This window comes from Paenibacillus sp. SRL342, assembly GCF_984798905.1.
Genome location: NZ_OZ481790.1, coordinates 6,146,500 through 6,168,339 on the forward strand (window position 1 = coordinate 6,146,500; position 21,840 = coordinate 6,168,339).

General features: G+C 45.7%; 20 protein-coding genes and 1 riboswitch. Of the genes, 7 read left to right on the forward strand and 13 right to left on the reverse strand.

The window, feature by feature from the left end; genetic code table 11:
• Nucleotides 1-4: 4 nt before the first annotated feature.
• From AC4E8D_RS27120 to AC4E8D_RS27150, 7 genes are all read right to left on the reverse strand, one after another.
• Complete coding sequence (locus AC4E8D_RS27120) at nucleotides 5-874, reverse strand: phosphopantetheine-binding protein (protein ID WP_339179603.1); 870 nt, start codon at nucleotides 872-874, stop codon at nucleotides 5-7.
• 25 nt (nucleotides 875-899) lie between these two features.
• Nucleotides 900-1,616, reverse strand: a complete 717-nt coding sequence (locus tag AC4E8D_RS27125; RefSeq protein WP_179088547.1) for a thioesterase II family protein — start codon at nucleotides 1,614-1,616, stop codon at nucleotides 900-902.
• A 14-nt stretch (nucleotides 1,617-1,630) separates the two neighbouring features.
• Nucleotides 1,631-2,626: a 3-oxoacyl-ACP synthase III family protein gene (locus tag AC4E8D_RS27130; RefSeq protein ID WP_221820636.1), complete on the reverse strand. Its 996-nt coding sequence runs from the start codon at nucleotides 2,624-2,626 to the stop codon at nucleotides 1,631-1,633.
• Nucleotides 2,627-2,921: 295 nt separating this feature from the next.
• The gene (gene loaP, locus AC4E8D_RS27135) at nucleotides 2,922-3,440 is read right to left on the reverse strand and encodes an antiterminator LoaP (RefSeq protein ID WP_221820635.1); all 519 of its coding nucleotides are present in this window, start codon (nucleotides 3,438-3,440) and stop codon (nucleotides 2,922-2,924) included.
• A 300-nt stretch (nucleotides 3,441-3,740) separates the two neighbouring features.
• Nucleotides 3,741-4,190 carry a nuclear transport factor 2 family protein gene (locus AC4E8D_RS27140; RefSeq protein ID WP_074096526.1) on the reverse strand — a complete coding sequence of 150 codons (450 nt, stop codon included), beginning with the start codon at nucleotides 4,188-4,190 and terminating at the stop codon, nucleotides 3,741-3,743.
• A gap of 212 nt (nucleotides 4,191-4,402) precedes the next feature.
• Complete coding sequence (locus AC4E8D_RS27145; protein ID WP_017692155.1) at nucleotides 4,403-4,810, reverse strand: RrF2 family transcriptional regulator; 408 nt, start codon at nucleotides 4,808-4,810, stop codon at nucleotides 4,403-4,405.
• A gap of 106 nt (nucleotides 4,811-4,916) precedes the next feature.
• A complete protein-coding gene (locus AC4E8D_RS27150) occupies nucleotides 4,917-5,756 on the reverse strand; it encodes an AraC family transcriptional regulator (protein ID WP_339179614.1) in 840 nt (279 codons plus the stop codon).
• A gap of 118 nt (nucleotides 5,757-5,874) precedes the next feature.
• Between AC4E8D_RS27150 and AC4E8D_RS27155 the strand changes: the two genes are divergently transcribed.
• On the forward strand, nucleotides 5,875-6,879 hold the full coding sequence (locus AC4E8D_RS27155; protein ID WP_339305735.1) for a Gfo/Idh/MocA family protein: 1,005 nt from the start codon (nucleotides 5,875-5,877) through the stop codon (nucleotides 6,877-6,879).
• A 20-nt stretch (nucleotides 6,880-6,899) separates the two neighbouring features.
• The gene (locus AC4E8D_RS27160; RefSeq protein WP_339305737.1) at nucleotides 6,900-7,847 is read left to right on the forward strand and encodes an aldo/keto reductase; all 948 of its coding nucleotides are present in this window, start codon (nucleotides 6,900-6,902) and stop codon (nucleotides 7,845-7,847) included.
• 126 nt (nucleotides 7,848-7,973) lie between these two features.
• Here AC4E8D_RS27160 and AC4E8D_RS27165 read toward each other — a convergent pair whose 3' ends face one another.
• Entirely contained in the window at nucleotides 7,974-8,993 is a 1,020-nt protein-coding gene (locus AC4E8D_RS27165) for a Gfo/Idh/MocA family protein (RefSeq protein WP_062836369.1), read from the reverse strand.
• A 55-nt stretch (nucleotides 8,994-9,048) separates the two neighbouring features.
• Complete coding sequence (locus AC4E8D_RS27170; protein ID WP_339305739.1) at nucleotides 9,049-9,825, reverse strand: sugar phosphate isomerase/epimerase family protein; 777 nt, start codon at nucleotides 9,823-9,825, stop codon at nucleotides 9,049-9,051.
• 375 nt (nucleotides 9,826-10,200) lie between these two features.
• Between AC4E8D_RS27170 and AC4E8D_RS27175 the strand changes: the two genes are divergently transcribed.
• From AC4E8D_RS27175 to AC4E8D_RS27195, 5 genes are all read left to right on the forward strand, one after another.
• Nucleotides 10,201-11,031 carry a helix-turn-helix domain-containing protein gene (locus AC4E8D_RS27175; RefSeq protein WP_221820625.1) on the forward strand — a complete coding sequence of 277 codons (831 nt, stop codon included), beginning with the start codon at nucleotides 10,201-10,203 and terminating at the stop codon, nucleotides 11,029-11,031.
• A gap of 236 nt (nucleotides 11,032-11,267) precedes the next feature.
• Nucleotides 11,268-11,969, forward strand: coding sequence for a response regulator transcription factor (locus AC4E8D_RS27180; RefSeq protein WP_339179622.1), 702 nt, complete (start codon nucleotides 11,268-11,270; stop codon nucleotides 11,967-11,969).
• Between the two features lie 20 nt (nucleotides 11,970-11,989).
• A complete protein-coding gene (locus AC4E8D_RS27185) occupies nucleotides 11,990-13,432 on the forward strand; it encodes a sensor histidine kinase (protein ID WP_490205411.1) in 1,443 nt (480 codons plus the stop codon).
• 103 nt (nucleotides 13,433-13,535) lie between these two features.
• Nucleotides 13,536-14,294, forward strand: coding sequence for an ABC transporter ATP-binding protein (locus tag AC4E8D_RS27190; RefSeq protein ID WP_221820619.1), 759 nt, complete (start codon nucleotides 13,536-13,538; stop codon nucleotides 14,292-14,294).
• Between the two features lie 11 nt (nucleotides 14,295-14,305).
• On the forward strand, nucleotides 14,306-16,699 hold the full coding sequence (locus tag AC4E8D_RS27195; RefSeq protein WP_339305742.1) for an ABC transporter permease: 2,394 nt from the start codon (nucleotides 14,306-14,308) through the stop codon (nucleotides 16,697-16,699).
• Between the two features lie 85 nt (nucleotides 16,700-16,784).
• On the opposite strand, the gene mmuM is transcribed toward AC4E8D_RS27195, so the two are convergent.
• The 4 genes from mmuM to AC4E8D_RS27215 form a co-directional block, all read right to left on the reverse strand.
• Entirely contained in the window at nucleotides 16,785-17,852 is a 1,068-nt protein-coding gene (mmuM, locus tag AC4E8D_RS27200; RefSeq protein ID WP_221820616.1) for a homocysteine S-methyltransferase, read from the reverse strand.
• Complete coding sequence (gene mmuP / locus AC4E8D_RS27205) at nucleotides 17,830-19,242, reverse strand: S-methylmethionine permease (RefSeq protein ID WP_339179634.1); 1,413 nt, start codon at nucleotides 19,240-19,242, stop codon at nucleotides 17,830-17,832. The genes mmuM and mmuP overlap by 23 nt, the downstream gene beginning before the upstream one ends.
• Before the next feature lie 92 nt (nucleotides 19,243-19,334).
• A riboswitch (SAM riboswitch) is annotated at nucleotides 19,335-19,436 on the reverse strand.
• A gap of 70 nt (nucleotides 19,437-19,506) precedes the next feature.
• Nucleotides 19,507-20,715: a Ger(x)C family spore germination protein gene (locus tag AC4E8D_RS27210; protein WP_221820611.1), complete on the reverse strand. Its 1,209-nt coding sequence runs from the start codon at nucleotides 20,713-20,715 to the stop codon at nucleotides 19,507-19,509.
• Nucleotides 20,712-21,827, reverse strand: a complete 1,116-nt coding sequence (locus AC4E8D_RS27215) for a GerAB/ArcD/ProY family transporter (protein ID WP_490205412.1) — start codon at nucleotides 21,825-21,827, stop codon at nucleotides 20,712-20,714. Before AC4E8D_RS27215 ends, AC4E8D_RS27210 begins: the two co-directional genes overlap by 4 nt.
• Between the last annotated feature and the right edge of the window lie 13 nt (nucleotides 21,828-21,840).

The window sequence follows — 21,840 nt, forward strand, 5'->3', positions numbered from 1 at the left end:
TGTTTTATCCCCTTTCAGCCGCTGAGCGGAGACTTTCAATCACTTTGGCAAGCATTTGATCATAGGTTCTGAAAAAAAGGTTCCATTGAACCGTATTCATTCCGGGTTTACAATACAGCGTTACCACCATATTTCGTTTTTCATTCTGAATTTCACAGATGACATCAAACAGTTCCTCCAGCGCCCCCCTGCCTCCACTGACATAATCTGCCTCGTAAAATAGCGGACGGATGGCGTCATGCTGTGATCTCATCCCTGCTCTAACCAGATCCTGGATATGATGACCAGGCTGTTCGTCTGCTGTATGTAAAGCTTGTTTAGCTAGGGCAAACAACTCATTGAAATCCTGCACCTCTTGCACATCCAGCGGAATGGAACTGATATGATTCATCCGATAAATCAGTGTATAGACCGTGAGTTGCGGCTGATTGCCAATCTCCGTCAACAGATATGCAAACAAAGACCATAACCATTCTACAGGCGTGCAGCCTGCCGTTTTGGACAAGTTCCTGATTTCATTAAAGCGATCCTTCTCGATCCGGAATTCATACCGATGGTCTTGAAGGGCCTGTCCACCATTCTGCATGTAATCCAATGGAACAGGGTATGCTTCCAGTTCCATGCCTTCCTGGTCTGCGATGAATTTGGCAAGTCTGGAGATCGTAGGATAGGCAAACATATTGGTTAACGTAATTTGGGCTGGATATAATTTTTCAAGTTGATTATAGACCTGGGCAAGAAGCAGAGAATCACTCCCTAAGTCAAAAAAATTAATCGTGGTTGTGACTCCCGCATCAGCTCCCAGCACCACATGAAATACGTCCAGAATAGTTGTCTCTAGCTGTTCAATTGAAGTAATCTGCCGTTGATTCATTGGACACCTCACCTCCGTATAGGATCTACTCCATATAACTTGTTAATGTCTGATTGATCATGCTAGTCACCCGATGCATACTGCCTTCAAATAAATAAAAATGCCCCCCTTTGTATATCCGGGCGGCACTTCCTTGTTCCGTATAACCTCTCCAACGTTCTGCACAATCCAGAATGTAACCTTCATCCTCTGCTCCGTTCAGTATCGTGATATCACATTGCAGCTTATAAGGCTTCTCTTCGTAGGTATACGTCTCATTCATCTCCAGATCCTTACGTAATATGGGGATAAACATATCCATCAGTTGCTGGTTTTCAAAGAACTCATCCGGGGTACCGCCCATTTCCTTAATGCGGTCGATGAACTGTCCTTCGGGCAAATGGTAATAGACCTGTTCTTTTTTATAATCCGGCGTCTCTCGCCCCGAGAAAAACATGTGTATGGGTTTCCTGAACTGCTCTTCATGCATTTTGTTATACAGTTCATAGATAATCAGACTTCCGAGGCTATGTCCAAATAGGGCATATGGCTCCTCATCTGGTAAATCGCTAGATATATAATCAAATACATCATCTACACTTTGCTGAATACTCTCATAGAGCGGCTTGGAGAATTTCAATCCACGTCCTGCAAGTTCAACCGGGTTCAGCACAATGGATTCGGATAACCCCTTTTTCCATTTGTTATATATTGATGCTGAACCACCTGCATAAGGGACACAATATAATCGCATCTTGGTCATAATCTCCTCTCCACTTACACGACTTCTCCCCATCTAATCGCTGTAGCGCAATAATACGTTCCAGCCCCGGCCCCAACCAACACAACACGATTACCTGCTTTCAGTGCCCCTTGCTTCACAGCCTCGGTCACCGCAATTGGCAAACAGGCGTTAGAGGTATACCCGTATTTTTCCATCGTCATATAGGCTTTTTCTTGTGGGATGCCCAAGGCAACGGCGAGTTCTCGAATCAGATTACTGTTCGTTTGCGGGAAAATAAACAGATCTACTTCCCCCATATTCCATTTTACTTTGCGTAAAAGACGGTTCACGAGCCGTGGAATACCTCGGACCAATTGTTCATATAAATATCGGCCATTGGACGTATAGACGGAAACAGATCCGTCAGGAATTTGTCCATAATGAACAGGCAATGTTCCATAACTAATATCTTCCATATTCTCGTGATGCATGATTCCGTTCAAAAAAACGCTGTGATAAGAGTCATTTTCATCTAATTCCTGTAAGACAAATGCCCCTGCGCCGTCTCCCACACTGGAACATGCTGCCCGATCCTGCCAATCCGTTACTTTCGAATAGGTATCCGCGCCGATGACTAGAATATTGCTTATATCTTCTTCAGCCTGGAACGTATAATACGCATTCAATAATCCATAGCTGAACCCGGCACAGCCCGCGCGAAGATCCAGACAAATGGCTTGGTCTGCTCCAAGCTTTTCCTTCACAAGAGCGGACGGATGTGGTATTAAACGATCCGGTGTGAAGGTCGCCATAATGATCATATCAATATCCTCGGCATCCATCGCAGCCTGCTCTATAGCTTGTCTCGCAGCTTCCAATGCCAAATCACTGGTATACTCATGCTTATGGGAGATTCTTCGTTCGCGGATTCCAAGGTTATGGTAGATCCAGTCCGCATTGGCGTTAATGTCCATGGCCTCCAGCCCCTGATTCGTCAACACGGATTCCGGCACATACATGCCGATACCGCGAATGGTCATTTGTCTCATGCATCACGTCTTCCTTTCCTGAATCCAAGGTGAGCAGCCCTCTCTGAAAACAATAAATTTCCTGAAGACAAAAAAAAGAACAGTTCAGCCGCTTGTTTGCGCTTTACTGTCACAGAAATACCTTATTCAACAACATGTAGTGATGACTGCTCAACGTACATGGCTTCGCCCTGTTGATACACAATGTGTATTTCAGTGTTTATGCATATGACTCCTTTGGTTGCAAAATGTGCCTAAGCTTCATTCTGCTCCTCCGGTTTTGGTTGTCGTATGTGACCATAACATGTCTGAGTACTCATTTTTCTTGTGTTGCATATAAAATTTCAACACCCAAATCAACTAATTTGGGTTCATCGTAGCCTGTTAGATGAAGCCACACCTTTGCTCTGCGTGTATGCTTGTCAATCTTCTTAATGATGCCTTCGTTTCCCATCAATGGGCCATCCAGCACCACAACTTTGGTATTTTCCATATATACGGTTGAATAATCGATAATATCTTCCGGATTGATGAGGTTAAGCAATGTGGTCATTTCATGATCCGGGATTGGCGTGCAGCTTGCATTAGTTCCCAGCATTTTAATGATATGAGGAATAGAACAGATTAAGTGGTATGTTTCGGCGGACATGTTGACTTGAATTAATACATAACCAGGAAAGAGTTTTTTGGTACAGGCTTCAAAAATACCTGATTTCTTCTCCGGAACTTTTCTCTTGGGGATTAAAACTCGGATGGAGGTTCCTAGATACATATGTAGGTATTTCCTAATGACTTCTTCGCTTCCTGTATGTACAAACAATGCGTACCAGTTCATGGCATCATCCTCTGATTAACAAATTAGCCAAGCGGAAATATACATAAAATAAGAGAGAATTAAATCCCTAAGTTTCAATTTGTGTAATAAAATGTAATTGTTTTATTGTGAATATCTTAACCCATGACTTTTGGAACGTCAATGCTATTAATTCAATTTTATGTAAAATAATCTTACAATTCACATAAAGCACTCACATTTTGTCTGATATCGAATTTCGGAACAATACTCGTTTCCATGGTAACCAAAAAATCACTTACAGCACCGAACCTCTGTAAGTGATCTTTATCCATCCTTATCCTATTCAAACAGGTCCAAACGAAGACGTTTCAGACTTGTATGTTTGATGTACCACTGGCCGTCGATTTTGACAAAAGTTTCGTGGTAATGCCCAAATCCGTGGAAGGATTTGTTCTCATTGCCCTCCGGGAAAGTGACCCAATCTTCCATTGGGGAGATGACCTTTGCTTCGTTCTCGGATACAAATTCAACTTCGGCGCTATGAACATGATGCACGGTTACGGCAACATCCACCAGATCACGGAAGACTTGTACGATCGTATCTCGGCCTGTTAATACCGGAATTGGATTGCCTTCTGTGCTGAAATCGGCCACAGCATCCGGAGCGAATACGTCACCCAAGGTATCCCACTGCTTCGTATCAATATAGCGGCAATAACGCGCCTTGGTATTCCGAATGTTTTCAAGCGCGAGCAATTGTTCCAGTCCTGTGATCGTTGATTGGCTCATGTGTTGTCCCTCCAGAGATGTAAAATGTGATGTAAGATTTGGATCATGTATGTATGCATACTATACCTTCCTTATTGTACCATTCGGCTTCTAATAGGTACAACGATACAAAAAAATCTTTCCTTACCTCTCGCGAGGTTGGGAAAGACCTGGATATACCTATGTGCCAGACGAGTTAACCGCGTCCATCGAAACTTCACTTCTAGTGCAACTTACAGGGAATGTGCACCCTTCATCTGGGAAGCCAGTTCTGACATTTTTTTATTGTTCAAAAAACTTTCCATCTCTTCTTCCGCCTGCACCATCACCTGCTGGATCAAACAGCCTGCGTTATGATTCTGGGAACATTCGAACAGGGACGCCTGACCTTCAATCGCATGAATGATCTCCAGGAAAGAAGGATCAGGATTTTTACGACTAAGCCGGTAGCCACCATTGGCGCCAGAAGTCGATTCGATCATGCCCGCCTTAACCAATTTGGTCAAAATTTTGGACAGATAGGTTGGTGATACCTTCTGCAATTCTGCAAGTTGGTGTACACTAACCAGCTGCTCAGGAGCAGTACTTACAAGATGAAGCATCGTATGCAAAGCATAGTTTGTCGCTTTTGAATATTTCATGAGGGCACCTCATTATACACGGATTTAATTTATCCATAATAGACTTGATTGAGCTCTGTGTCAAACCACTATACCTCAAGCGCCGGTAACATCGAAAGGATACGGGTTAATTGTGATACAATCCGCGATAATCCGTAGGTGTCATCCCCTCATGGGCCATGAACTGGCGGTTAAAATAACTGGCATTGGGATATCCCGCTTCCTCCGCGATTTGTCCAATGTTGGCCGTAGGCCGTTCGAGTAACCATTGCTTCGCCATCTGTAGTCGTGAACGAGTGATAAACTCCATGGGTGTCATCTCCACAGCACTCTTGAACATTTTGCAAAAGTAATACGAACTCACACCTGCGAGATCCGCCCAGTCCTGTAACAGGAAAGGTTGGCAGGCCTCCTGCTGCATCTGTGGAAGCAGCGCAAGAACCCGACTCTCCGTCTTGCTGGTAGTGCGTGTGCTCTTTAAAGGTACCGCATGCTGCACGAACTCGGCGAGTACGGCATAAGTCAGTGTGGATAGCTGAGCCGGACGCAGCATCGTGTTCTGTTCCGCCTCAGTGAGCAAGGCCAGATGAGCCTCTTCCCAAGAGCTGCGTTGCCGCAGTGTCCACAATAGATTGCGATGTAACCCCCGCTCGATCATATAATCATGCAGACGTTCACCGTAAAAATGAAGCCATCTTACATCCCAGGGATCATCTTCACTACTATAATAATGCTGCCGCTGCTGCGGGAAATAGAGAACCGCCTGACCTGCACGAAGCTCATGCACCACCCCGTCCACTTCAACATATCCCTTGCCCGAAGCAACGTAGTGAATATTAAAGTTGTTCAGTGCGCCAGCCTCACGCAACACGGAATGCTGGACGTGGTCCATATAATGTCCAACGGACTCGGGATAACAAAAATATGGAATATCCTGTAGGGTAAGCAATACGGATTGTCTCATCATAGCCGGTTCTCCTTAATCAACAATATTGTGTTAACTAATTTCAATATATTATCATTTTAATTCATTGGTCTATTCTTTATAATCACAATATACATTCATACACAGGAGGATACAACACATGAATTCAGTTCAAAAATTGCGTTGGGGCATTCTTGGTAGCGCTAGCATTGCTGTGGAATCCGTCATTCCAGGCCTGCAGCAATCTGAGCTAAATGAAGTAACCGCGATTGCCAGTCGGGACGAAGATAAAGCCAAACAGACGGCTGATCAACTTGGGATCGACAAGGCTTATGGTAGTTATGAAGCTTTACTCGCAGATGATTCCATTGATGCCGTATATATCCCATTGCCGAATCATCTGCATCGGGAATGGACGATCCGTGCTGCTGAAGCAGGCAAACATATTTTGTGCGAAAAACCACTGGCTCTGACAGAACAGGAAGCTCAGGAGATGGTTCAAGCTTGTGCAGATGCAGGTGTGCATCTGGCTGAAGCATTCATGTACCGCCATCATCCAAGATATGAGCAGATTCGGGATATCATTGCCAGCGGTGAGATTGGTGAGATTCGTGGTATGCACAGCACATTTTCATTTAATAACTCCAATGCATCCGGCAATGTCCGCTTTCGGCGGGATTGGGGCGGAGGTGCACTGTATGATATCGGATGTTATTCCATAAGCGTAGCACGTCTGCTGCTTGGTCAAGAACCAAGTGCAGTTACCGTTATTGGCATGTTCTCCCCACAGCATGATCAGGTCGATATGATGGCTTCCGGACTGCTGGAATTCGATAATCACGTTGGCGTGACGTTTGACAGCAGCATGTGGGCAGCCTTCCGCAACACGCTGGAGGTATTGGGATCCGACGGGATTATTGAAGTACCTTCTGCATTTATCAGCGGACAGGACCGCAGTTCCAACTTCTATGTAACGGCTGGTGGTGAACGCAGAGAGATTGAAGTCCCGCAAGTGAACCACTACTCTCTACAGGGAGATGATATGGCACGTGCTGTACTTCAGAGCAAGGATCTGCGCTTCGCCCCTTCCGATGCAGTAGCTAATATGAAAGTACTGGAAGCTTGCCTTCGTTCAGCGGAAGAACGTACACGAATTACACTATAATTGAGAGGATGAACTGACTTATGGAATATATCGAAATTGCTGGTGCAGGTAAACGTGTCTCCAGATTGATTAAAGGAACCGATTATTTCGTGCATGATGCCTACGATAAAGCAGCTACGAACATGGATGCTTTTCTGTCGATTGGTGGTAACACTGTAGATACAGCACATATCTATTGTGGTGGACAGAGTGAAGAAGTCCTTGGTCGTTACATGAAGGAACGTGGTAACCGCGACCAGATCGTCATTCTCACCAAAGGCGCGCATCATGACCAGAATGGACCACGTGTGAACGCTGATGCCATCCGCAGTGACTTGATGGAAAGTCTGGAGCGTCTGCAGACAGATCACGTAGAGATGTATGCCTTGCACCGGGATGATCCCAATACCCCTGTCAGTGTTATTCTTGAAGCACTGAACGAACATATTGAATCCGGTAAAATCGGCGCAATTGGCGCCTCCAACTGGACCTGGCAGCGGCTCGAGGAAGCCAATGCATACGCTACGGCAAATGGCCTGAAGGGCTTCACATTCAGCAGCCCAAATCTCAGTCTCGCCAAAGCAAACGAACCTTTCTGGGAAGGCTGTGTGTCAGCAGATGCAGAGACACTGGCATGGCATGAGCAATCCAAGTTGCCCTTGCTATCCTGGTCCTCCCAAGCACGTGGTTTCTTCACTGGAAGATTCACACCTGAAGTTCGGGATAACGAAGATCTGGTGCGTGTATTTTACAGTGATGGCAACTGGGAACGGTTGCGCCGGGCTGAACAATTGGCGAATTCGAAGAAAACAACACCGATCCAGATTGCACTCGCTTATGTATTGAATCAGACGTTCCCAACCTGTGCCCTGATCGGAGCCCAAAATCAGGCGGAGCTGCTCTCCTGTGACGAAGGTTCCCGCATCACGCTGACTCCTGCTGAAATAACATGGCTGGACCTAGGTAGTGAAGTGCCGGCCGGCATCTAAAGAAAGTTAATTATTCATCAACAAATACAGAAGGACTTACCCCAGAGCACATCTCTGAAGGTAAGTCCTTTATGTCATAGATTAAGCCATATAGAATGTTAGAAATTGCACTGTTATTCAGTTGAATTACAGCTTAATGATCTGACCTGTTTTCTCGGATTCGAATGCTGCCAGGATCACTTGCAGGGAACGTAATCCCTCTTCTCCGGAAATCGCTGGAGGTGTTTGGGTTACAATCGACTCTACAAATGCGTCAATTACACCACTCGGCACTTGTTTCTCATTGGTAGCCATGGCACCAACTTTGTACGTCTCAACTGTACCATTGGTCAGTTCAACGATAACTTCATCGCCTTCCACTGTTCCGATCTTCATAACGCCATTCTCGCACCACAGCACTGTACTGTTGTCTCCAGCTCTGTATTGTGTCCAGCTCGCTACGAGCGTTCCGATTGCTCCGCTCTTCATACGCAGCAAACAAGTTGCGTTATCGTCAACTTTAGTGCCTTCCTTGTGCAGTGTGCTGATGAAACCAGCCACTTCAGATACTTCATCATTTAGCAAATAACGGATGAAGTCTGATTTGTGTACGCCCAGGTCGCCCATCGCGCCCATAATCGCTTCTTCTTTACGGAAGAACCAGCTTTCAGCTCCGTCCACACTCCATGCTTCCGGACCTGGGTGACCAAACGATGTACGGAAATTCAGGACTTTACCGAGTTTGCCGGAGTCGAGAATTTCTTTTGCTTTTACGTGAGGAGGCATCAAACGCTGGTTGTGTCCAACCATCAAGTACACGCCATTTTTCTTGGCAGCTTCGATCATTTGCTCGCCTTCCTCAGTGGATACTGCCATTGGTTTCTCAACCAATACATGCTTGCCCGCATTTGCAGCAGCAATCGCCATTGGCGCATGCAGATAGTTTGGTGTACACACACTAACGGCATCCACCGTTTCGTTTGCAAGCAATTCTTCGTAACTGGAATACGCTTTACCGCCGTAAGTCTCGGCCATCTTCTCCGCACGCTCCACAATCGGATCGGCAAAAGCGACAAGTTCTACGTTCTCATTGGCAGCGTACTCTGGAATATGTCTGCGCTCGGCAATGGCTCCACAGCCGAATACAGCAACTTTAATTTTACTCATGTACATAAGTCTCCTTTGACAAATAGATTCACATTTTTCATGGTTTGATGGTCCATTAGAATTGATTCAGGTAGTTTTCTTTCAACCAGTTGTAGCTGTTGGATACGCTCTCAAGCGGAGGGTTCTGACATACGTCTTGTTCCACGATCAGCCATTCCACACCTGCATTCGTAGCGCCTTCAATAACAGCCGGCAGGTCAACTGAACCTTGTCCCAATTCCAGTGTTTTCATCTGGCCCTGTTCGTCTTTGCTGAAGTCCTTCAGATGAAGCAGCGGCAAGCGACCCGCATATTTATTAATATACTCGATCGGATTTTGTCCCGCAAATTGTACCCAACATACATCCATTTCCACTTTTACCGTTTCCGGTGATGTTTGAGCAAACATGGCATCAAAGGCATTGGCATCACCAACCTGACCGTGGAATTCAAAGTCATGATTATGGTATCCGAAGATCAAACCTTGCTTCGCCGCTTCAGCTCCATATTGTTGTAACTCAGCGAACAGCTTGGTCCAACCTTCTGCATTCTCAGGACGATCTTCTGGCATCAGGTAAGGACAAATGATATATTGTGCACCAATTGTTTTCAGGTAATCGAGTTGTTTTTGCAAGTCTTCGCGCATCGCATGTAGTGGAACATGGCTGCTGAATCCTTTCAATCCAAGTTCATCTAGTAGCGCTTTCATTTCTTCGGCTGGAATGTCACCATATCCGGCAAACTCCACGCCTTCATATCCAAGGGCCGCTACCTTACGCAACGTACCACGAAAATCTGCTGCAGTTTCATCACGGAGTGTAAACAATTGCAAACCAATATTAAGTTTTTTCATGTAGGATACACCTCTGTTCTCAAATTTGCTTTCATTGCTCTATCTGGTATCATCCTACCGCAAAACAGGCTAGAATGAACATATACAATATAGTCAGAACATGAACTATCTGATCAAATTTTATTTCCATCATTTTGCATCTATTGAATGTAGCTAATTTCAACTGAAGATATTTACACTGGCACTCCGATGACAGAACAACCTTCCGATCGCTGTTATCCCCAGATTTTTTTGATTTCCTTTTCAAAAGGATAAAATCCGGAGATAAAGGCGAACACTTCGTTTCTTCAGGTTCTTTCTGTCCTCTCCGTTTTCGTGTAAATGTTAAGTTAAACTTATGATGTAAAAGGATGTACATATTGGGGGATTTTATCTTTGGATACGTTAGAGACATCTGTACTGATCTGTGACTACTCATACCACTATAAGGCGTTCACTCATAATATGAAGGGCGAGCTGCAAACCTACCTGTTCCGTCTGCAGACCGAAGGCTCATGCAAAGTATATGTACAGGATGAGGAATTCAGGATGACGAGCGGGGACTTGCTGCTCTTAAAGCCTGGTGACGACTATCATCTCGTGGTCGATGAACCACATAAGGAAGGACGCTTGTCTAGCGGAGATTATTATCTGTTCTGCGAGGGCAGCTGGATCGAGAACTGGTGGAAACGGCAGCATCGATCTACCGTGAGCCGGATTGGACTTGATGACAAGCTCATCAGCCTGTGGAGAAATATGTTACTTGAGAAACGTCGCGGACCTCTTGAGGAGAATGCGGAGCTAAAGGATGCGTTACTGCGCGGATTATGTCTGTATATTGACCGGGCAATTAAAGAGAATATTCAGACTGATCGGGCAGTGTCCTCTGCGCTGAAGTTAAAACGTTTTATTGAGGAGCATGCCACGGTTACGTTCAAGCTTGAGGAAGCGGCTCGTTATGCGGGGCTCAGTCTGTCACGTGCAGTCCGTTTATTCAAGGAGCACTACAATCAGACCATGATTCAATATGCGATTGAGATCCGTCTGAATGCAGCGCTGGAACGAATGAAATACAGTGAAATGACACTGGAGCATATTGCGGAATCCTGCGGTTTTGCAAGCTACTCCTATTTCCACCGGGTATTCCGGGCGCACTTCGGTGTGTCTCCGGCGGAGTATCTCAAATCCAAGCAGCATGAGCCTATCGATGATCTGGAGCATGTATGATGTTAAGTATCAGAAACCCATGACCTTAAAGAGGTTCATGGGTTATTTTAATACATTGAACTATGATCAACTCTCAGTACGACTGGAAGTCAGAACGTTTTATATAAGAATGAAGTACACTTCAATATTTTTTCATGTGACTCCAAGAGAACAAGACTGTACAATTATAAAGACTGTCACCTTACCTAATTCATATATCTCATTGAATTCCCATCTATCATACTGGAGCGATACATATGCTAACCCACCAGCGCAAAGTCCTCATCATCGAGGATGAATCAGATATTTCGCGCATTCTGCGAGATTATTTAACCAAAAATCAATATGAAGCCGCCGTGGCAGCCACTGGACAAGACGGGCTTCAGATCATGGATCTTATTCAACCAGACTACATCATTCTGGATATTATGCTTCCGGACATGGACGGGATCGAGGTCTGTCGAGAGATCAGAAGGCGCAACAATATCCCCATCCTCATTCTAAGTGCCAGAGGCAGTGATACCGATAAGGTACTTGGTCTTGGCTTTGGAGCAGACGACTATATGACCAAGCCCTTCTCGCTGAGCGAACTGTTAGCACGGATTAATGCCCACTTCAGGCGTTATGACAGCATGACATCCGTTGGAGACAGAACAGATCTGCTGCATCTTGGAAACCTGGTGATTGATAAAAAAGCCTATAAAGTTACATTAAACGGATCGGAAGTTTCTCTGTCTGCCAAGGAATTCGAATTACTTCATTATCTGGCAAGCCATAAGAATCAGGTATTCTCCAAAGCCCAGTTGCTCGATGCCATCTGGGGATATGCAACCTACGGCGATGAAAATACCGTAACCGTATACATTCGCAGACTGCGTGAAAAAATTGAGGCAGATGCCTCGCATCCGACCGTTCTGAAGACGGTATGGGGTGTCGGTTACAAATTCAATTACGAATAAGTGAGATTGGAGGCTCCCACATGTCATTGAACAGCTGGTCCAAACGCTGGTTGTTAACAACACTTGGGCTTCTCATGATTATCGTTTTAAGTATTCTTGCACTGTCGATGATGCTGTTACAAGATCAAAATTCAGGCGAATCCAATCTGTCCCTGAATCAGGTTCGACTCAAGGTCAATCCGATCTTACTCGCTTTGGAGCAAAATCATCAGTATCTTAATGAACAAAATATTCGTGAAGACATACGTTCCACCGCCAGAGAGACCAGAGTTCTGCTTACCTATCTAAACTTGGATGGAAAAGTCATTCTGTCCTCCGACCCTATCTCTGAAGGAACGCAAGTTAATCTGCGTACCGCTCTTCATTATGATCTGCATCATGCCACGCAGGCGGCGGGCGGTAACGATTTGCTTGATATTGCTTTTCCCGTGATGGATGGACCGATGGGAAGTCAGATCGGCAATGCCATCTTTTCCATCCCCCAAGCTATGGTTACTGTTCAGCAACCGATGACTTTTCCGGTTATATTGATTAGCGCACTCATGCTCCTGTCCCTGATTCTGAGCTTATTTCTATTTTGGATGAAACGAAAACTGGACAAACATCTGCTCTCTCCCATCCATCAATTGAAGCAACATGCGGAATCCATGCTTAAAGGCAATTATGAAGAAAAAATCCAGTACAACCGGAACGATGAATTGCTCGAAGTATATGCCATGTTTGATCTAATGCGCACGGAGATTAAACATATGAGCGAGCAGCGTATTCAGCAGGAACAAGCACAAAAAGAACTCATCACCAATATATCTCATGACATTAAAACACCAATTACCACGATAAAAGCATACATAGAAGCTATTGAGGAAGGACTATGCAACGATCAGGAGACGCTGATGGAATATATGGGAGTCATGCGGACCCATACGGATAAGACAGCCCGCCTTGTGGAGGATCTGCTGGTTCATGCACTTCAGGAATTGGGGCAAATTTCGGTGGAAACCCGTGAAATGTACAGTGGGCCTATACTGGAGACGATGTTGAAACCTATTGAACATGTTGTCCTAACAAAGGGGCTTATCTATAAAGGGCCCAACTACATCCCCAATGTGTTAATCGCTATCGATCCCACTCGAATTGAACAGGTGATCTCCAATCTTGCCGCCAATGCCCTCAAGCATACAGCTCCAGGAGACACGATCCGTATTGATATGGAACTGGAATCCGGGCACTTGAAAGTGACGATTGCCGATTCGGGTCAGGGAATACGTGTACAGGACATGCCGTTTGTTTTTCAGCGTTACTTCAGAGGCCAGGCGAGTCATGCAGAACAACGTGTTCAGGAAGGTACAGGGCTGGGCCTTTCCATCTGCCAAAGCATTATTGAAGCACATGGAGGCCATATTTCCTTTACTAGTAAAGAAGGACAAGGCACAACTTTCCGGTTCTATCTGCCGATCTGCTGAGCCTACACTCAACAGCTGTAATACTTTATTCATAATTTGATAAGGCTTCCTCAACATCCCTCCTCTAGAATGAATCCTATACTGCACTCGGGAGTGATTCGACTTGTCCAAAAAAGTGATTATCCGTGCACAGAATCTGTGCAAAACGTACAACAGCGGAAGTGAACAATATCATGCCATCCGTAATGTTGATCTCGACATCTATGAAGGAGAATTCACGGTCATCATGGGTAACTCTGGCTCTGGCAAATCAACTCTCCTATATCTGCTAAGCGGACTAGATCAGATCACAGCAGGTGAGGTCTATTTTCGCAACCAACGGATTGACGTTTATAGTGAACGGGAAATGTCCGACTTCCGCACCCGCCGGATTGGTTATATCTATCAGAGCATCAATCTGGTCCCAGACCTTTCCATCAAAGAGAACATTGCTTTACCGGGATATATCGCTGGAAACAAAACGAAGGACATCCAATCCCGCGCTGCTGAGCTGATGAATGCCATGGATATTGATGGACAGCGTGACCGCCTCCCCTCCCAGACATCTGGAGGACAACAGCAGCGAGCTGCCATTGCACGGGCTTTGATCAATTCACCGGATATCATTTTTGCGGATGAACCGACCGGAAGCCTGAATATGGAACACGGCACAGCTGTTCTCAATATCCTTACAGACCTCAACCGAAAAGGACAGTCTGTTGTTATGGTGACGCATGATATCAAGGCCGCCTGTCGGGCAGATCGCCTGATCTACATTTTGGACGGCAAGATTGGCGGAATCCTTGAGTTTGACACCTATGACGAACATCAAATTCAGGATCGTGAAGCGATTATCTTCGCTTTGGTTACGGGGAAGGAATAACGATGGCTGTCATGTTTAAACTTAGCTTGTCGTATCTGAACAGGAACAAAATACAAAATGCGCTGATTGCGCTGCTCCTGCTACTCTCGACACTTCTTGTATCTACAGCTATTGTCATTCTGGCGAACACAGGCAATCAGTTTTATGAAATGCATACCCGAACCCATGGATCTCATCAGATCCTGACGTTTGAAAAAGGGCTCAATGACCCTGACGCTGTGCACAACTGGTGGGCTTCTCAGGATGGAGCTCAGGTGTCCCCTTTGCTAACGTATCGTACATTGTCAGGCATCATTTTGAATGAAACTCACATCCCTAACATCTACCTGTACATGTTTAATACGCCTCCACCGCCCTGGGGTGTGGATGAACTAATTTTCTCAAGTGGAACGCCCGACACAGTGCCCGAACAAGGCTCCGTCTGGATTCCAACGTCCATGGCAAATACCTATCATATTTCGGTAGGTGATACCATTGGCTTCAAAACCGGCTCAAGCACACTCGAATTGAATGTATCGGGTATTGTGATCGATGTACCATACGGGGCACCCTTCTCCAATACAGCACGGGTCTGGATGAATCCTACCGATTATCAACATGATCTCGCTACACTTACTGGCAACGAGAATCGTATGATGGGCATCCATTTTAACGATTACAGCATGAATTCGGTGTATTGGGAACGATACAATCGTGAGACAGGTATTCCGTTTCTGGAATCCAAAATGGAGTTCGAGGCGATTGCCTCTTTCTATCTGATCATCAATCAGGTTATTGGATTCATCATGATATTCATGGGTGTTGTCATGCTCTCCATCGCTTTGATGACCATCGGGTTTACGATTGCAGATGCCATCCTGGCCAATTACAGAACGATAGGAATCCTCAAATCACTAGGTCTGACTTCCCGAAAAACGATAGGCACCTATGTTATTCAATATGCAATGTTATCCATCGTAGCCATTATCCCAGGACTTGCACTCAGTATATGGATATCCAAATGGATCATTAATATTTCTGTATCCTCTCTTCGAGTGGGGAATCAGAACATTCCAGTCCATGGATTGGATGCGGCCATACTGTCCGGCGCACTACTATTTGCTCTAGTGATTCTGTTCACTGTGTTATATGCCAAAAAGGCACGCAGCATACAGCCCGTGCAAGCTATTCGTTATGGTATGTCGGAGATAGATCACGGCCGGATGGCTGGCAAAATGAATTCGCCATTGGCCCACTGGATCGGCTTCACACGACTGCCTGTGACCGCCGTGCTTGGATTCCGACATGTGTTCAAAAACACCAAAAGCTCTGTTCTAACACTCCTGCTAACCACCATGGCTTCTTCCGTACTTGTTCTGGGTTATGTTCTGCTGACCAGTATAACCGGAATTGAACAGACCGCAGCTAAATGGGGGTATGACAATGCCAATATCGCAGCAGTGGTCGTGAACAAAAGTAACGTTCCAAAGACTGAATTAAAACAAACGTTAGAAGAGGATTCAAGGATTAGCAATGCAGGCTGGCAAGGGAACACAACGGGTGTAATTAGCCCGGAGTCTTCGGCAACAGTCAAGGGCCAATCCATCAGCATCAACTTGAATGTACTGGACGGGAGTTATCAAGAACTTGGATTCGAAACGTTAAAAGGGGTTAACCCACAACATGCGAATGAAATTGCCCTTGGTGTAAGTGTAGCCAACACATCAAATAAAGATCTCGGTGATCTTATCGATATCTATATTGAAGGAGAAAAGCGTACATTCCTCATTACAGGAATCTATCAGGCAATCGCCAACATGTCTGTTTCAGGCAGAATCACCATTGATGCTATGAGAAGTGTGAACCCCAGTTATAGTGAATTTGATGTTATCTTCATCAATGTGAACGATATGGCACAAGCGGATAAGGTTGCCTCGGAATTAAATGAGCAATTTAAAGATTTCGCTTCGGTAGTTACTCAGAAGACATTGCTTGATTCCGTTTACGCGGAAGCTGCTAACATCCTGATCTATCCGATGAGCCTCATTGGATTGTTGTTTATTACTGTGACGTTCATCATTATTTTCAGTACCTGTAGAATCAATATTCGTAAAGAAAGCAGAACGTACGGGATATACAAATCGCTGGGAATGACATCCCGCCAAATCAGGTTATCGCTCACCATGGGAATGTTCATACTGTCCTCCGTGGGAGCCATACTGGGTATTTTCGTCGGCGTATATCTGCTACCTCTTCTACTCGAAATGGTCCTTTCCGGTTATGGTATCGTACAACTTCCACTGATCCTGCATTGGGGTGGCATGGTACTGTTCACCTGTCTAACCATCATTGCAGCCAGTCTTGGCTCATGGTTCTCTTCAAGAATCATTCGGGAAGCATCGCCACGTATGCTGGTTATCGAATAATGTAATAAGGATGCCTTAACACAATAAAACAAGCCCTTCCATACCTCTATAGGATGTGGAAGGGCTTGTTTTATTGTGTTAAGAACTATTTCCGCCACTTCTTCGCAAGTTCACCAATCTGATGTGGGGTAGTGCGGCAACAACCACCAATAATTTGCGCGCCCGCCGCAACCCACTGCTCAGAAGCATCACTCATACTGCCACATGTACCCTGTCCGCTCCACGTCTTCGTTGCCGCATCGTATACTTCTCCTGAGTTCGGATACACAATAACAGGTTTATCGCTGGTACGGCTCAAAATACCCACTGCTTCCCTCACCACTTCCATCGGAGCACAGTTCAGGCCAATCGCCGCAATCTGCGGCTCAGAGCCAAACTTCTGTGCACATACCTCAAGCGGTGTGCCCTCGCTGATGCTTGTCCCGTCTTTTAAAGAAAAAGATAACCAGGCATACGCATGAGGAAACTCCTTCAGTACATCAACCAGCACCTGTGCTTCCTGCAAGGAAGGAATCGTCTCAAAAGCCAGAATATCTGCACCTGCTTCAAGCAACGCTGCCATACGTGGTCGATGGAAAGCAGCCAACGTCACATCCGACACGCCGTAATGTCCCACATACTCTGAACCATCCGCCAGATAGGCGCCGTACGGCCCAACGGACCCGGCAATAATTGGACGTGGACGAGCACAATCTCCTTCATGATCTACTGTACGATCTGTTATTTGCTCCTCATTCTCCACCGTCTCGGCACGTACCGGAGGAGCTTCTACAAGCTGACCTGTTGAGCTTTCTCTCCCTACTAAATCACTCTGCACTTCCACCCATACGGCATCTCTCGCTTTTGCAGCCAACTCCACCGTCTTGCGGATCAGCTCCAGTGCTGCCTGTTCATCGATTCCTCTCTTGCTGAAGCCATCCACCGTCGCCTGATAACTGGATGTAATTGCACAGTCGGCTCCTGCGCGGAAATAATCCGCATGGACCTGAACGATAACATCCGGATTCTCAAGCAACACACGAGCCGACCAGAGCGGATCATCCAGATTACATCCATGCTGTTCAAGTTCCGTTGCCAACGCTCCATCCAGAATCATGACTGGATGTTCACGCAGGATCTGTTCTATCGGGTTAGTCTGTTGTGCTTGCGTCATGTACTTGTCCTCTTTTCTTATTCACACGTTCTGTCAGATAATAAGCAGCGTAACATAATGCGATAAACGGAACCCCACAATACAGCGCAATTCGCTGTGTCGGGTCAAAGGCAATACCTATGCATGAAGCCAGGCATAATATAAATGAAACAATCGGTACCACCGGATAGAGTGGTGTGCGGTACACCAGATCTTTGACCGCATGGCCTTCACGGATATATTGTCTGCGGAACATGTATTGGGAGGCACTGATGCTCATCCATACTGCAACAACAGCCAGACCTGAAATGGAAACCAGTGTTATATATACGGTACCTGGCGCAATGATGCTGGACAGCAAGGCCAGCGCACCACCTACCATGCTGATCAGAAGTGCATTCAGTGGTACCCCACTTTTGGTCAATTTGGCAAACCACGGAGAGATCGTTCTTTTGTCAGCCAAAGACCAGAGCATCCGTGAAGATGCATACAAGCCCGAATTGGCAGCAGAGAGAATCGCCGTCAGAATAACAAAGTTCATAATGTCTGCTGCATAGGGTACACCCACCCGTTCCATTACCGCTACAAACGGACTTTCCAGTACACTGGCATCCGACATGGGCAGTAAGGCCGACAAGATAATGATCGTTCCGATGAAGAAAATAACTAAACGCCACAGCGTTGTATGAATAGCCTTCGGTATCGTCTTTTCCGGGTTCTCCGTCTCACCGGCAGCAATGCCGATTAATTCGGTGCCTGAGAAGGCAAAGTTTACAGCAAGCATGGTCATCAATATCGCTGTAGCCCCATGAGGGAACCACCCGGATGCGGTAATGTTCGATAGAAACGGCGCTGGTTCAGCATCCGCCATCGGAATGAACCCAAACATGGCTGCGCCACCGATAATAATGAAGATTACGATAGTCACTACTTTTACAGATGAGAACCAGAACTCGGATTCCGCAAATAATTTCACCGTTAAAGCGTTAAACAGAAAGATCATCAGGGCAAAGAGCGCGCTCCATATCCATACGTTCACCGATGGGAACCAGCGCTGCATCAGCAATCCGGCGGCTGTGAATTCGGAGCCAAGCGCAACAGTCCAGGTTAACCAGTATAACCAAGCCACCGTGTAGCCTGTTGCTGGTCCGATATATTTGGCTGCATAACTATGAAATGCTCCCGTCTCTGGCATATGAACAGACAGTTCACCAAGACAGAGCATCACCAGATATACAACGATGGCTCCGATCAGATAGGACAGAATGGTACCCAGTGGTCCCGCTTGCTGAATGGTGTAACCTGAGCTGAGGAATAATCCCGTTCCAATAACTCCTCCGAGAGAGAGCATGACCACATGCCGTGCCTGCATTTTCCGCTGAAAATGCCCTTTGTCGTTGTTGTTCTCCATACCTGCTGCTCCCCTACTTCTTCATCCAGAAAAAACAAAAAAGACCCACTCTGCCTAAAGAGTGCGCCGTTACTGACAAATAAAAACAAACGCTCCTATCTATCAGGCTTTCACCCGCTGGAATTAGCACAGTATCCTTCAGATCTGTTGCTGAGGTTTCTAAGGGCCAGTCCCTCCACCTCTCTGGATAAGAAAATGATTTTTTATAAATATAGCGATCTATCATGAATGTGTCAACATTTAAATCATAAATGAAACACATCGCTATTCGGTGGATGATCCCGGATTGGTAATGCTAATCTTCACATCGTACGTAATTGGCACGGTACTAAAAATGTTATCCCAATCATCTTTGACTTTCTTCCATGTTTTGGGCTCTTTAATACGTAAGCTATCCCGAAAATCCGCAACATCCACTTTGTAGGTATGCTGCAGCTTGTATAACACCTGACGAATCTGTTGTTCCGCCAGTTCAGCAAATTCTTTTTCCAGTTCCCCGCGATAAGCCCCTTTTTCCTCTCTTTCGGGAGCACGCCAATCCTCCATTAACCAGCCTTCGGATTCGGTCTTTACATGGAATGAAATATCATTGCCAACAACCTTGGGAATTACTTTTGTTTTCTTCTTTTTCATTTCATATACAACAGTGAATCCCTCTTTGTTGTAAGTCTTCAAGACGCCTCCTCTTTCCTTAGGCCTGAGCCACGATAAACCTTCCAGATCCGTTTGACTTAGTTCTCCAATAAACTTGGTTGTTTTCCCATCGAATATGCTGCCACCTGAGAACTTGCCCTCTCCATTGGAGTACAGTACATTCTGGAGCAAGAAACTGGAACCAGATTGCATTTGGGCATCTAATTTGGAGAGCAAAACAGGGTCAAGGATTTTGTTGGACAAGTATGAATTACCGGTAATTCCTGTTAGATAAAATGCTGGAATCCGAGAGGGATCATCCGAAGTCAGGACATCCACGGCGCGATGATGACTTATCAGCACCAGACAATTTGGACGAATATCGTTATCCCGAAGTACAAAATCCAGCAGCTGGTCCAGACCATACTTTTTGGCAATATCCTTGGAGACAACGATGACCTTTAGATGATGTCCGATAAGTGGACGGTCTCGCCTTAGTGCAAACTGACGAAAGATTTGCAGCAACGAATCTCCAGTAAGCTGTTCATTGGAATAGGAAGTCTTTCCCGAAGCAGGTGAACCGGATTGTCCGCCCTGTTTACTGTTCGAACCGCCCGTCCCGGGAGCAATCTGCACGGTAGCCGTTATATAATTATTCTTTGGATACTTTCCTCCCTGGGCAGCGATGTCCTTCTCAAATTCTGTTTCTTTCGCGATATCGATCCCGAGACCAACATAGACACTTAGTTCCTCGATCTCCCTACTGCTCCAGCATCCGGATATTACCAGAAGAACGGACAAAGCAAAGGCTACACGTAAAAGCATAAAAATACGAATCATGCTTGCTTGCCTCCCTTTTTGCGAATCAGACTTATTAACAGCAGCAACAGAGGTAAAATGGCAAAAAGAAGCACGGATAGATTGCCCAACATATCACCCAGTGCAAAAGTTTCATCCACGGTTTTCGGCATTAATGCTGTTAGATATATTACTGGCAGAAAGGCGTACATAATGACCTTGATCTTCTTCGTACGAAATAAATCCCGAATGCCCACCGAAGCGCAATAGTGTGTGATCGTGAAACTCGAGAAGATCTGCATAATCCAGATGACCAGTAGCAGGGATTCGAACCGTTCAAAGATCAAACCTTGAATCTCGAAGCTTCTAACCAGATCGAGCGTGGGCCAAGTACGTGTTTTGATGCCGTCGAGTGACAGACTGCCTACAACCATCACAACAGTAATCAGATAAATCATAGTCGATATGATGATGCCCCAGCTCATGGCTACATTGCTCTTTTTGGGATTTTTCATATAAGCAGTCATGACAAACATGACTTCGTACCCCGTGTAAGCCAGCAACGAAGGTTTCAAACCTTTGAGGACTGGCATGATACCCTCTCCGAGTACGGGTCTCAGATTGCCGATCTCAAATAACTGATTACTAAGCAAAATTTCAATCACAAATATAATCAGTGTAATCGGCAAAATAATCTCAAATACACGCACAATAACAGCAAGTCCGCCGGAGATCAAATATATGCCAATCCACATAAACACCATCACAATGGCCCATGTCGGAGTACGCTCTAGCAAATACATGCCTGTCACTTCAGCCATGACCCTGATTTCGAATGCGGCAATCACCATAAAGTACATAATCATGGCGAATCCCAATATGTAAGCAATCCAGCTCCCCGTAATCTCACGGGTGAACTGGAACACTGTTTTCTCCGGAAATCTGCGACACAGGGTAACCAGAATAATTCCGACACCCGTGATAATCAGTCCCGACAGAATGATGGAGATCCAGACATCCGGTGTTCCGACAGCTTTACTCGTCGTTCGGGGGAGGGTCAGGATCCCAGCGCCAAGCATGTAATTAACAATAACTACGACGGCCTGCCTTGTGCTAATATTTCCTTCAGAACCGTTCACTTCATCCCACCTCATACCTCGTGATTTG